At 32.4% G+C, this 13336-nt stretch carries 16 protein-coding genes; 9 read left to right on the forward strand and 7 right to left on the reverse strand.

Going from position 1 to position 13336, the window contains the following annotated elements:
• Positions 1-194: 194 nt before the first annotated feature.
• From B7R67_RS16570 to sspO, 3 genes are all read right to left on the reverse strand, one after another.
• Positions 195-350 carry a YfhD family protein gene (locus B7R67_RS16570; protein ID WP_407920405.1) on the reverse strand — a complete coding sequence of 52 codons (156 nt, stop codon included), beginning with the start codon at positions 348-350 and terminating at the stop codon, positions 195-197.
• 34 nt (positions 351-384) lie between these two features.
• Entirely contained in the window at positions 385-519 is a 135-nt protein-coding gene (locus B7R67_RS16575; RefSeq protein ID WP_088072101.1) for a small acid-soluble spore protein P, read from the reverse strand.
• 800 nt (positions 520-1319) lie between these two features.
• On the reverse strand, positions 1320-1469 hold the full coding sequence (sspO, locus tag B7R67_RS16585) for a small acid-soluble spore protein O (RefSeq protein WP_088072103.1): 150 nt from the start codon (positions 1467-1469) through the stop codon (positions 1320-1322).
• A 429-nt stretch (positions 1470-1898) separates the two neighbouring features.
• Here sspO and acnA point away from each other — a divergent pair, with 429 nt between their 5' ends.
• The 6 genes from acnA to tlp all read left to right on the forward strand — a co-directional run bounded on the left by acnA (position 1899) and on the right by tlp (position 6598).
• Positions 1899-4625 carry an aconitate hydratase AcnA gene (acnA, locus tag B7R67_RS16590; RefSeq protein ID WP_088072104.1) on the forward strand — a complete coding sequence of 909 codons (2727 nt, stop codon included), beginning with the start codon at positions 1899-1901 and terminating at the stop codon, positions 4623-4625.
• Between the two features lie 72 nt (positions 4626-4697).
• Positions 4698-4829, forward strand: a complete 132-nt coding sequence (locus tag B7R67_RS22690; RefSeq protein WP_268876041.1) for a hypothetical protein — start codon at positions 4698-4700, stop codon at positions 4827-4829.
• 449 nt (positions 4830-5278) lie between these two features.
• Entirely contained in the window at positions 5279-5827 is a 549-nt protein-coding gene (locus B7R67_RS16595) for a TlpA family protein disulfide reductase (RefSeq protein WP_088072105.1), read from the forward strand.
• A gap of 107 nt (positions 5828-5934) precedes the next feature.
• The gene (locus B7R67_RS16600) at positions 5935-6072 is read left to right on the forward strand and encodes an FbpB family small basic protein (protein ID WP_082459651.1); all 138 of its coding nucleotides are present in this window, start codon (positions 5935-5937) and stop codon (positions 6070-6072) included.
• A gap of 123 nt (positions 6073-6195) precedes the next feature.
• Complete coding sequence (locus tag B7R67_RS16605) at positions 6196-6336, forward strand: acid-soluble spore protein N (RefSeq protein ID WP_056476763.1); 141 nt, start codon at positions 6196-6198, stop codon at positions 6334-6336.
• Positions 6337-6370: 34 nt separating this feature from the next.
• On the forward strand, positions 6371-6598 hold the full coding sequence (gene tlp / locus B7R67_RS16610; protein ID WP_088072106.1) for a small acid-soluble spore protein Tlp: 228 nt from the start codon (positions 6371-6373) through the stop codon (positions 6596-6598).
• Positions 6599-6650: 52 nt separating this feature from the next.
• Here the strand turns inward: tlp and B7R67_RS16615 are convergent, their stop codons facing one another.
• The 3 genes from B7R67_RS16615 to B7R67_RS22335 all read right to left on the reverse strand — a co-directional run bounded on the left by B7R67_RS16615 (position 6651) and on the right by B7R67_RS22335 (position 9239).
• Positions 6651-7934 (reverse strand): glycosyl hydrolase family 18 protein, encoded by a 1284-nt coding sequence (locus tag B7R67_RS16615; RefSeq protein WP_088072107.1) that lies wholly within the window; start codon positions 7932-7934, stop codon positions 6651-6653.
• Between the two features lie 272 nt (positions 7935-8206).
• Positions 8207-9097, reverse strand: coding sequence for a prohibitin family protein (locus tag B7R67_RS16620; protein WP_088072108.1), 891 nt, complete (start codon positions 9095-9097; stop codon positions 8207-8209).
• Positions 9078-9239: a hypothetical protein gene (locus B7R67_RS22335; protein WP_167374920.1), complete on the reverse strand. Its 162-nt coding sequence runs from the start codon at positions 9237-9239 to the stop codon at positions 9078-9080. Before B7R67_RS22335 ends, B7R67_RS16620 begins: the two co-directional genes overlap by 20 nt.
• Before the next feature lie 354 nt (positions 9240-9593).
• Between B7R67_RS22335 and B7R67_RS16625 the strand changes: the two genes are divergently transcribed.
• Complete coding sequence (locus tag B7R67_RS16625; protein WP_088072109.1) at positions 9594-10016, forward strand: acyl-CoA thioesterase; 423 nt, start codon at positions 9594-9596, stop codon at positions 10014-10016.
• 94 nt (positions 10017-10110) lie between these two features.
• On the opposite strand, the gene plsY is transcribed toward B7R67_RS16625, so the two are convergent.
• On the reverse strand, positions 10111-10704 hold the full coding sequence (gene plsY, locus B7R67_RS16630) for a glycerol-3-phosphate 1-O-acyltransferase PlsY (protein WP_088072110.1): 594 nt from the start codon (positions 10702-10704) through the stop codon (positions 10111-10113).
• A 130-nt stretch (positions 10705-10834) separates the two neighbouring features.
• Between plsY and B7R67_RS16635 the strand changes: the two genes are divergently transcribed.
• The gene (locus B7R67_RS16635) at positions 10835-11506 is read left to right on the forward strand and encodes a response regulator transcription factor (protein ID WP_088072111.1); all 672 of its coding nucleotides are present in this window, start codon (positions 10835-10837) and stop codon (positions 11504-11506) included.
• Positions 11507-11509: 3 nt separating this feature from the next.
• Positions 11510-13306, forward strand: coding sequence for a sensor histidine kinase (locus B7R67_RS16640; protein WP_088072112.1), 1797 nt, complete (start codon positions 11510-11512; stop codon positions 13304-13306).
• Positions 13307-13336 lie beyond the last annotated feature (30 nt).

Genomic DNA, 13336 nt, shown 5'->3' on the forward strand with positions numbered 1-13336 from the left:
TGTGTAGACAAAGTCCTATTTATCTGATTTTCAGACTGATTGAAAACGCTTGTCTTTCAAGGCGTGAAGCCTGGTGAGGAGCGGAGTTACCATTATACGGTAATGAGCACCGGAGACAGGCGAAGCAACGAAGAAAGCGAGCGTTTTTCAACAGTCTGAAAGGTATGCGATAAACGCATACCTTTTTCTTTTATTTATAACTTACCTTTTACACGTGCATCTGCAGCAGCTGAGCGTTCTTGGGCCTCTACATCATTTTGATCTGCTAATTCAGCAGAATATTCGACATCTAGTCCATCTGGTTCTACAAATTGATTAGACTTTTTATTGATATTGTTTTTTTTCTTCAATTTAAAACCCTCCATTACAAATTGACTTATTAAATTACATATCGTGGTGACTATGTTTTTTCTGTCTTGTATGATTTTGGTTCTTAATTTTATGTGAACCGCTTAAAGGTTTTGGTTGTCCACTTTCATGATCAATCGGACTATTTCTTCTCACTGATTTGTTTGTCATTCTTGTCACCTTCCTTTACTAATATTTTTGGTTGTAACGAAAAAAATATGCTACCATGAAAAATTTACTAATTATGAAGTGTAAGCGTTTTAATCATTTTTCCTTATAATTTTCGATAACATATTTCCATATATTTAAATAAATTAATGAAAGGGAGGAGTTTTAATGATCTAATTCATTTCGCAACTAAATTAAATTGAAAGTTGAGATAATTATTTTTCATAATTTTAAGATAAAATAACGACAAACAACAATTTGAATATAAATTTTATAAGAAATTAATAGAGTATTAGTTAATTTTTTAGTTTGTCTGACTCTTTTTATGTATGAAACAAGTAATTTGACCAATACTAGTAATAGTCAAAATGAAAGAGGAGACTGATACTGATTATGCAAGTTCTAACGGTTTGTCTTATATATTCGAGTGTGATCGTAATCTATCTCTTGTTCAAAAAAGTTCAATATAATAAGAGACAAAAAAATGTGATTAATTTTTTTCTTTATTATAATCGAAGAAAAAGTAATGTTAGTAGAAACACAAAAAGAACTGGAGATATAATTTATTTGATGCCTCAATCATCTATGTTAAAAAATAAATTAAGGCAACATAAAGATGACTAAATTGTAATCAAGTAAAATTAAAATAGAATGAAAAGTAGCAAGCAATTCATCTGAAATTGCCTGCTACTTTTTTATTTTTAAAAATTTTTAATATTAGCAGCTAGGAAAAGTGATCAACGGAATGCAAAGTGTCTTGTAGTCCAACTATCCCGTTAATTTTTTGACTAAAGGATTCTATATTATTGTCTTTTTTTAGTCTTTTTATTATTAAGCTTATAATCAGCTGATAGTGGCTCTTGTGCTGTTTCTTCGTTAAATCCAGCAGCTTTGCCTTGTTCAATTGATGCTGACATACCGCTTCCAGTATTGTTATTTTTACGTCTTGACATGAAAATCCCTCCTTTTTACAATCCTTAGTCTTTCCTATCTGCTTTGAAATAGCCGATTAATTACTGTGGAAAATAATAGGAGAAGATAGCTTAAAATTAATTTTGTCAGCTTGTTGTATTTAATGATAACTTATACAACATTGATGTAATTTTGTAAGGGAAATTTTTTCAACTTCAATTTAAAAAAATAGAAGGATATAGTGGTATTAAACATATTCTAAAATAATTTACGTTGAAATATTAAAAAACGATGTCGAAATTGAAAGCATTTTCAAAAAAAATAAGGTCATAAGCAATACTTATTAGAAATGATAAGTTACTTGTTATTTACTTATGATATACATTGTAATAAGATATTATTGTAAGGTATTGAAAAGTTTGGATATAAAATAAATTCAGACATTTTTGGCTTAATAGGGGGAAGAAAACATGGGGAAAAATGACGTTTTCCAATCTCGTTCGACATTTACTGCGAACGGTAAAACTTATCATTATTATCGCTTAAAAGCAATTGAAGAAGCTGGAGTAGCTAAAATCGGTAAATTACCTTATTCGATTAAAGTGTTACTTGAATCAGTTCTTCGTCAAGTTGATGGCAGAGTAATTAAAAAAGATCATGTTGAAAACTTAGCTAAATGGGGAACAAATGAGCTACAAGATGTAGACGTTCCATTTAAACCTTCACGTGTAATTTTACAAGACTTTACTGGAGTACCAGCTGTTGTTGATTTAGCTTCATTACGTAAAGCAATGGCAGATATGGGTGGAGATCCAGAAGTAATTAATCCTGAAATTCCTGTAGATTTAGTAATCGACCACTCTGTAATGGTAGATAAAGCAGGTACTTCTGATTCATTAGATTTCAATATGGATTTAGAATTTTCTCGTAACGAAGAGCGTTATCAGTTCTTAAGCTGGGCTCAAAAAGCATTTAATAACTACCGTGCAGTACCACCAGCTACTGGTATCGTACACCAAGTTAACTTAGAATATTTAGCAAATGTTGTTCACGCGATTGCAAATGAAGATGGTGAAGTAGTAGCATTCCCTGATACATTAGTAGGAACTGACTCACATACAACAATGATTAATGGTATTGGTGTATTAGGTTGGGGTGTAGGTGGAATTGAAGCTGAAGCAGGTATGCTTGGTCAACCATCATATTTCCCAGTTCCAGAAGTTATCGGTGTTAAATTAACTGGCTCTTTACCAAGTGGAACAACTGCAACTGACGTAGCGTTAAAAGTTACTGAAGTTTTACGTAAAAAAGGTGTTGTAAATAAATTCGTTGAGTTCTTTGGACCAGGTTTACAAAGCATGCCTCTAGCAGACCGTGCTACAATTGCAAACATGGCTCCAGAATATGGTGCAACTTGTGGATTCTTCCCAGTTGATGCTGAAGCACTTAACTACTTACGTTTAACAGGTCGTTCTGAAGAACAAATTGAGTTAGTTGAAGCATACTGCAAGGCTAATGATTTATTCTACACAGCTGATTTAGAAGATCCTACATTTACTGATTTAGTAGAAATCAATCTTTCAGAAATCGAAACAAATCTTTCTGGTCCAAAACGACCTCAAGATTTAATTCCATTATCTGAAATGAAAAAAGCATTCCAAGAAGCTGTTTCAGCTCCAATGGGCAATGCAGGCTTTGGATTAACGAAAGAAGCATTAGATAAAGAAGTAAATGTTAAATTTGAAAACGGTACAGAAACAACTTTTAAAACTGGTGCAGTAGCAATTGCAGCAATTACGAGTTGTACAAATACTTCAAACCCATACGTAATGTTAGGTGCTGGTTTAGTAGCTAAAAAGGCTGTTGAAAAAGGATTAACTGTACCTGCATACGTAAAAACTTCATTAGCTCCTGGTTCAAAAGTAGTTAGTGGATATTTACAAGAAGCTGGTCTAATTCCGTTCATGAACCAATTAGGTTTTAACATTGTTGGTTATGGTTGTACTACATGTATTGGTAACTCTGGTCCATTAGCACCTGAAATGGAAGCAGCGATTGCTGATAATGATATGTTAGTAACATCTGTACTTTCAGGTAACCGTAACTTTGAAGGACGTATTCACCCTCAAGTTAAAGGGAACTACTTAGCATCACCACCATTAGTAGTTGCATACGCATTAGCTGGAAATGTAAATATCGACTTCTCTGTTGAGCCTATTGGACAGGATAAAGATGGAAATGATGTATTCTTAAAAGATATTTGGCCAACTTCAGCGGAAGTTCAAGCAGTTGTTGCATCTACAGTTACTCCTGAATTATTCAAAAAAGAATACGAAAGAGTATTTGAAGATAACAAACGTTGGAATGAAATCCAAACTACAGATGATTCATTATACAAATGGGATAGTGAATCAACATATATTGCGAATCCTCCATTCTTTGAAGGATTATCTAAAGAGCCAGGCGTAGTTAAACCATTATCAGGTTTAAAAATCGTTGGTAAATTCGGTGACTCAGTAACAACTGACCACATTTCACCAGCTGGTTCTATTGGCAAAACAACTCCTGCAGGACTTTACCTACAAAGTAAAGGGGTTAATCCTGTAGACTTTAACTCTTATGGTTCTCGTCGTGGTAACCATGATGTAATGATGCGTGGTACATTTGCTAATATCCGTATCCGTAACCAAATCGCTCCAGGTACAGAAGGTGGATACACTACTTACTGGCCAACAGGCGAAGTAATGTCAATTTATGATGCTGCAATGCGTTATAAAGAAGATGGTACTGGATTAATGATTTTAGCTGGAAATGACTACGGTATGGGAAGCTCTCGTGACTGGGCTGCTAAAGGAACAAATCTTTTAGGTATCAAAACAGTTCTTGCTGAAAGCTTCGAGCGTATTCATAGAAGTAACTTAGTATTAATGGGTGTTTTACCACTTCAATTTAAAGATGGTGAAAATGCTGAAACATTTGGATTAACTGGTAAAGAAGTATTTGCTGTTAATGTAGATGAGAATGTTAAACCGCGTGATCTAGTTAAAGTTACTGTAACAAAAGAAGACGGTTCAGTTGTAGAATTTGATGTAGTTGCTCGTTTTGACAGTGAAGTTGAAATTGACTACTACCGTCACGGTGGTATCTTACAAATGGTATTACGTGATAAATTAAACAACTCTAGAGTAGCACATTAATATGTGTTGGAGAGCACGGTCATAATGGACCGTGCTTTTTTTGTTGTGTAAATATGGTTGGGAATTGTAGTAATGGAAATCAGTAGAGTTGCAACTGCAAATAAATCAGCAGAAATCGCAAATAAAAAAGGAAAATGGCAAATAAAATTGGGAACCGCAAATAAATCAGTGGAATCGCAAATAAAATCCAAAAATCGCAAATAAAATTTGGAACTACAAATAAATCAGCAGGAATCGCAAATAAAAACGGGAAATAGCAAATAAAATTGGGAACCGCAAATAAATCAGTGGAATCGCAAATGAAATTAGTGGAGTCGCAAATAAAATCCGGAAATCACAAATAAAATTAGCAAAATCACCAATAAAAACCGGAAATCGCAATTAAATCTGAAGAATCGCAATTAAAATCAGAAAAACGGAATGATTTACACAAAAAATCTTCAAAAAGGATAAAAAATCACGAATTTTTACATCCTTCATGAGAAAAATAGTAAAAATGATCAAAAAGTGCTCCTTATTTTTTTAATCAAATTTAAGACGAAACAGAAAAAAGAAAGAGAACAAGTAATTCACATAGAAGAGAAAGTCGAGCTTGTTCCACTTTTGTATTTATTATGGTTAAATAGAGATAGTTCAATAAAAGGGTGATTTGTATGAAGAGGATAATTCCTTTGCTTATCTTATTAGTAGCACTAGGGTATTCAATTTTTCAATTAAATGAGAAAAAAGAAGAAGAGAAAAAAGTTAGTTCAAATGATGCTTATATTGCCTCAATTCAAAAACTCGGAGTACAAGTAGGACAACAGGCACCAGATATCCAATTAATGACTTTAGATGAGAAGAAAGTTAATTTATCTTCATTTAAAGGAAAGAAAGTGATTCTAAATTTTTGGGCTACTTGGTGTCCGCCGTGCCAAGATGAGATACCTGCATTAGAAAAATTTCACCAAAAGCATAAAGAGATTGAAATGATTGGTGTTGCGGATTATATAGGTGAGAAAAAGGATCTAAATTATATTAAAAGCTTTGTAAATAAAAACAGTATGAATTATAGGATTTTAATTGATGAAAATGGAGATAATTTTCGAAAATATGGCGTAATTTCGATACCAACTACATATTTTATTAATCCGAATGGGGAAGTAGTTTTTAAGCAAATTGGCCCACTAACTGAGAAACAATTAAATGAATTTTTGAAATAGACTTAATGAGATACAGTGAGTGATTTCTCTGTAATAAAAACAATTTACTAAAATGTAAGAAAACTCTTTTTTTTGGCAATACTAGCTAAAAAGAAGAGGTGATTGTTTTGAGAAAAAAGAGACATAAATCGTTCCAGGAATTAATTTTAGAAAATAAAAATTCTCTTTTAAATGATGAAGAAGCACTAAATAAAATATATGATCGACTTGAAGAACGTTTAGAGAGAAAAGCTAAAGCAGAATAGTGCAATTATAAAAGAGGAAGGGGAAAAAACCCTTCTTTTTTTTGTTGTTGAAAAGGGACATTTTTTATTTAATTTTACATAATTAATGCAACAAAACTCATACTATCGCTAGGAGGCGATAAAATGGGGAATCCCAAAAAACACCCTAAAGATTTTGTACCAAATCATATTGGTACACAAAACAAAGCTGCTGGTGGGAATAAAGGTAAACAGATGCAATATAAAGATCCTACTGGTAAACAACCAATTGTAGATAACGGGTAATATGAAACGACTAATCGAATTGGAGTGATTTAATATGGAATGGAAACCAAATCCAGATGACCGTAGTGATAACGCACAAAAAATACAAAATATGATTAATCATACGAAAGAAAATATAAAAGAAGCTGAGGCTTCTATGAAGTTTGGAAACGAGCAAGATCGTCAAAACGCATTAGCGAAAAACCAACGTCGTGAAGAGGCTTTATCTGCTTTCGAAAGTGAGCTAAAAGATGAGCAAGCATTTAATGATGCAAATGACTAAATAAAAAAAGAAGCTAGGTATACAAGAGAATCTTGATATACCTAGCTTTAGTTTATCCTCGTTTTACGACATTAAAGTTTGCTTCTAGTAATTCCCAATTTTGAATAAAAGGTAATCCTAGTTTCCAATAAGAAATACCTCGAATATTTTCTTCTTTTATTAAATTGAATTTTGCTTGAATCGATCTTGCATCTTCAAACCAAACTTCATGTTTTTGTCCAGTAGTTTCTGTATAACGAAAGTGAGGAGCTTTCGCTTTTGGATCAAATAAGATTTCATTCGTCATTTGAATGGCTAAATTTGTAGCTGCTTCAGCACCAAGTGCTTTTGCCATTGTACCTTGCCTAAATGGAACTTTCCAATCAAAACCATATAAATTCTGACCCATCATAATTTTGGATGCAGGGATAACCGTTTTAGCATATCTGATTACTTTACGTACCTGGTCAATTGGAGAGACTGCCATTGGTGGACCACCTTGCCAACCCCAGTCATATGTCATGATTACAACGAAATCGACTACTTTGCCGATATTAGCATAATCATGAGCTTCGTAATAACGGCCTTTTTGTGTTGAACTTGTCTTTGGTACTAAAGTAGCACTTAACAAGAATCCTTGTGGAAGTCTTGATTTTAACTTACTTAAAAAATTAATGTAAGCTACTCGATCCGTTGCGGCAACGTCTTCAAAGTCGATGTTAACTTCTCTAAAACCGTATTTATTCGCTGTGCTAATAATCGTATTAATTAGTCTTTCTTGTACTGCCTGACTTTGTAAAATATCAGATGCTAGAGAGGTAGAAAATTGACCATTCTCTAAATTAGAAACAACCATCATATAAATACAACGATTCTCTCTTGCGATTTGTGGAATATTTCCAATTGGAGGTTCGGCTAATGTACCATCTCTTTTCGCATCAAAGCTAAAATGAGCAATATACGTTAAAAACTTACCTTCTTTACGAGCTGCATCTTCAAGAGCAGGTCGGATAGGGTTAGAAGTAGGTTGTAGGTATCCAATCGATTCAATGTTTCTTTTTCTTCGGGGAGGCAGATGAAGTTTTTGACCAACATTTAATGAAGCAAACGGACTTATTCCACTGTTCGTTGCAATCTGACGCGGATTTACCCCATAAGTTAAACCTAAATCATATAAATTGTCACCAGGTTGAACAAAATATTCACTGCCAGTTGTAGGAACAACTAGCGCTTGACCTTTTATAATTTTATAAGGAGCGATTAGGGCATTTGAATTAATGAGTGCTTGCCTTTCAACGCCATAAAAATCTGCAATACTCATTACAGTTTCTCCGCTTTTTACTACATGAATTTGCATCTAGTCTATCTCCTTTCATTGATCCTTAATATTCGTCATTAATAAATATATGCCAAAGATTAGGGAATAGAAGAGTGGAGAAAAAACATGGCCCAGTATTTTACATAAAGAAAACTCAGCAATTTTAGCATTTAGTCAAAGACAAAGACTTACTTGTACTGATACTAAATACTTAATATTGGAAACTGAGTTATCTAAACCGCTGCTAATTTATCCTTTCTAACTGTATAAGAAAAAACCTAGCCAAAGACTAGGTTCTTAAAATAGATTTATTATTTTTTGGATTCTTTCGCAGATGGATCAATTGGGAACTGAATGATATTTGCGTCGCTTCCTGAAACAGTAGGGAGTTTACCATCCCATTTCTCCGCTTTTTTATATTCGATTAATTCTTTTGTTAAAGAGTGCTGGATCACTTGGTTTGCCTTTGCTTGACCTTGGGCACGGATTAGTTGTGAATCTGCATCAGCCTGAGCATCAACTTTTTTTCTTTCAGCTTCAATTTTAGCAGTTTCAAGCTCGATTTTTTTTCGATCATTTTCTTGTGCCGCTTGTACACGTGCATCAATAGCATCCTGAGTTTTTGCATCAGGTTTTGGCGTTCCTAATGTTAAGTTTTCAACGAAAAATCCAAGTACTTTTACATCATCTTTATAGATGGATTCAATATCTGCCGAAGCGTTACTAGATTTTTCTCCATATAATTGTAAAACGGTATATTTCGAGACTGCGATACGAGCGGCATCTTGTAAACGTTTCTTTAAATATGTATCTTCAATTTCTTCTATTGCGATTGGGCCGAATTCGTTAAACATTGAAACTACTTTTGAAGGATCAATTTTATAAGTATAAGATAAGTCCATTTCAATTCGTTTTCCATCTGAAGTAGCTAGGGCAACATCTTTGTATTCAACAGTACGTAATCGAATAGGATACTCAGTAACTTTATCAAATAAACCAACAAAATTCCAACCTTGAGAAAGCGTATTTTTTTGAATTCCTCCATTTGGAGAATAAACTACGCCAACATATCCCGGTGTGATTTTTTCTATGAAAAATGCAGGGATTGCAACGGCTATGACAAGTGCAACTCCGGCGATAATCCCACCGATAAGCTTACGGCTGATAAATGATTTCTTTTTATCAATTGGAAGGATTTCCATTCTTTTTTTCCTCCTCATCCTTTAAAATATTTTTTACTTTTACTGATTTTTCACCTATTTTTTCAAAGCTAGGAGACAGCATTAACCAAAGCCCGAATAAAAAAAGAAAGATGATTAAAATCGAACCGATCATTACTTTCAAGTTATCTACCTCCTAAAATTAAATATTGGTTCTGTTAAATTGTTGATATTATAAAAAAACATTAAAAAATAGTATCTATAATGACATTGATTGGAGTGGAAGGTGGGAGACTCCTATGGGAATAGCGGGAAGGCTGAGACCCCACAGGCTTGCCGAGGAGGCTCAGCTCACGCCCCATGGAAAGCGAGCATCCTGTAATGGAAATCATCAACATTCTTTTTTTTTTACAAAAACCAAAGATTAACAAAACATTAAAAAACCATAAGAAAATTATAACACTTAACGTATGTTTAAAAATAGAACAATTAACAATTTTTTGGTAAAGTATTCAATAGAAGAATAAGAGGTGACAGAATGTTTATTTCAGAAAAGTTAGTAGAAGTAAGATATGCAGAAACGGATGCGATGGGAGTAGTGTACCATGCAAACTATTTAGTGTGGTTTGAAATTGGCCGTACTCAATTAATTAAAGATTTAGGTTTTAATTATGCAGAAATGGAATCAGAAGGTGTGATTTCACCTGTAATTGATTTGAATGTGTCATATAAGAAAAGCTTACGATACGGACAAACTGCAAAGGTTAAAACAAAAATAAAATCAGTTAGTCCATTAAAAGTTATTTACGAATATGAAATTGTAAATGAAAATGAGGAAATTTGTTGTGTCGGAAACTCTACGCATGTTCTTGTACAGAAAGAAACTTTTAGACCGATAAAGTTTAAAAAAATGTATCCAGAATGGTATGAAGCATATGAGAAGGCAATGGGGCAGGAATAAAGGAATAATGTAGCTTAAATGAACAAGAAAGCTCCTAGAATAACTAAAAAAGGTTAGAGATCATTGAGTAAATGTTCTCTAACCCTAATTTGTTTTAAAATTTTACCTTTGGTTCTGTTTTATTCATAATTCGTTTAATATTTGCACGATGTCTATATACGACAAAGATTGTTAATACAATCAAAATGTAAGTTAGTATGTAGCCATCGCCTTTTTTTAATTCCATAAGAAAGGCTAAAATTGTCCCTAATACAGCTGTTAACATTGATGAAAGTGATACATATTTTGTTATTTTTAACGTGATCGCAAATATTGTAATTAAAGCAATAAATAGAATTGGGGAAGCAAATAGTAAAATTCCACCCGAAGTTGCTACTGCTTTACCACCTTTGAAACCTGCAAATATTGGGTACATATGTCCGATAACGGCAAAAAGACCAACGATTAGAGGATTGATTCCGTGATAATGAAACAATACTGGTAATGAAGCTGCTAATGTTCCTTTTAAAATATCTCCAAGTGTTACAATAATACCTGCTTTTTTACCTAATGTGCGGAATGTATTTGTACCACCAAGATTTCCACTTCCGTGTTGACGAATATCTACGCCATAAAATGTTTTCCCAATAACTAAACCAAATGGGACTGATCCTATTAAATAGGCTAGTACTATAATGACAAAGCTCATTTTCTAGCTCCTTTTCAACCTTAATAAATTAGTGCATTATCATGTCATTTTATCACAATTTTAAGCGAATATATAGATAGATGAATTATAATATTGTTGTAAATTATCAAACATAATGGAAGGAAATAATATGAACGCTACTGTTTTATTAATCGAAGATGAAAAAAGATTGAGAGATATTGTAAAAGCCTATTTTGAAAAGGATCTTTTTAATGTAATTGAAGCAGCAGATGGTGAAGAGGGTTTGAGGAAGTTCAATGACAATCAAGTAGACTTAATTATCTTAGATTTAATGCTTCCAAAAGTAGATGGATTAGAAGTTTGTAAATTAGTAAGACAAAAATCAAATATCCCAATCATCATGATGACTGCTCGTTCAGAGGAAGAAGATCAATTACTTGGGTTTGATCTAGGTGCAGATGAATATGTAACAAAGCCATTTAGTCCGAAAATACTTGTAGCTAAAGCGAAAAGTGTTTTACGTAGATCTATCGATACAAAAGAAGAAGCTGATACTAGAACAATTTGTGGGATTACGATTAACTCTTCATCTAGGACAGCTTATATTAATGAGGAATTATTACAACTCACACATAAGGAATTCGAATTACTATGTTACTTAATCGATAATAAAGGAATCGTTTTAACGAGAGATCAACTGTTAAATAATATTTGGGGATATGATTATGTCGGTGATGGAAGAACTGTCGATACACATATTAAGAAGCTCAGACACAAATTGGGCGATAAAGCAAAGCATATCTCAACTGTTATAAGAGTTGGGTATAAGTTCGAGGAGTAAGGTATGAAAAGAAGTATCGTACGAAAACTATTTTTATCTATCACAATTTTGTTAGTTGTTTTTTTATCAATTGTGTTTGTTGGACAATCAATTTTTATGCAAACTTTTTATACGAATAAAAAAGTACAAATTGTTTCACAAGAATTAACTGATTTTGCTCAAGCATATAAAGCAGGTAAATATAATAATAATCAATTCCAGCAAGAATTATCTAAACTCTATTCCAAGTATAATACAACTTTAGCAGTATTAGATAAAAGAGGGGTACTAAAAGCAGAAAATAATTTCGATTTAACTGTACTCACAAATAATGGAAAGAGAGTATATGTACCGTTAAATAATCTACTTTACTCTGATCAAATTGAAAATATATTGAAATTAAATATTAAAGAAAATACTAGAATTACAATCCGTGGTTATGTACAAGACGATTATTTTATCCCTTTATATATTAAGACGAATATGGGGATTTGGCAGGGGGATAATCAATCCTCAAATCCAATTCAATTATCAACTAAGAATAGTTTAGATGATATGATTAATATTGAAATTAAAGGGAAAGTTGTTAATTTACATTTACCAATTGCTAATCAATATACTTATTCAGCTCAAATGAACTCATTAATGGGTGCTATTTCAGACTGGACAAAGACCAATGAAGATTTTTCGAATTATACGGATGAAGATTTTCCATTAATTTATCGATATTTAGATCGAGCAAATGGACTTGAAAATAAGGTTTTCATCTATCCTATCAAAACAAACGATGGTTCTAAGGAAGTAATATTTGCAATTACTTCACTTCAACCTGTAAATGAAGCAATGTATGTTTTAAAAGATTTTTATATCTATGCTTTTATCGTTGCTCTATTATTAATTGTTGTCGTTTCTTTTTACTATTCGAAATTAATTACGAAACCTTTATTAAAAATCAATTCTGTAACAAATCAGTTAGCACAATTAAACTTTAATGAAAAAATCGATATTCAATCAGATGATGAAATTGGCCAATTATCGAATTCAATTAACTCTTTATCTGAAAATTTAGCAAGTACAATTGTGAATTTACAGCAAGCAAATTTGAAATTAATGAAGGATATCGAGAAAGAGAAGCAGCTTGAACAAACAAGAAAAGAATTTATAAGCGGTGTTTCTCATGAGTTGAAAACGCCATTAAGCATAGTACAAAGTTATGCGGAAGGTTTAAAAGATGGATTAAATATTGATAAAAATGGTTATTATGCAGATGTAATCCTTGAAGAAGTTGATCGAATGAACGGTCTAGTTGTAGATATGCTAGAACTGTCTAAACTTCAATCTGGAACTTATACGTTGAAAAGTGAACCATTCTTAATTGTTGATTGTTTAGAAAATGTCATTATTCGAATGTTTGAAAATAATGGAATTGATAATCACTATACATTTGATTTTAGTATAGATGAGGAAACATTCGTCATCGGTGAAAAAAGAAAAATTGAACAAGTCATTATAAATATCCTTTCAAATGCAATCCATTATAGTACTCCTGGCAGTGAAATTAAGATTAATTTATTAGATGATGGGGATTCTGTTAATATCTCTATTTTTAATGAAGGTAACCCTATTCCAACGGATAAAATTGATAAAATTTGGGATCGATTCTATCGAATTGATGAGTCACGAAACAGACAAAATGGTGGAACAGGATTAGGTTTAGCAATCGTAAAAACGATTCTTGATCTACATCATTCAACTATTAAAGTTAATAATAAGGAAAATGGTGTCGAATTTACCTTTAATATAAAAAAAATTACAAATTAAGCTAAAAGTTCACAGTAAATACACATGAGT

The sequence above is a fragment of the Gottfriedia luciferensis genome (assembly GCF_002156865.1).
Classification (GTDB): Bacteria; Bacillota; Bacilli; order Bacillales; family Bacillaceae_G; genus Gottfriedia; species Gottfriedia luciferensis.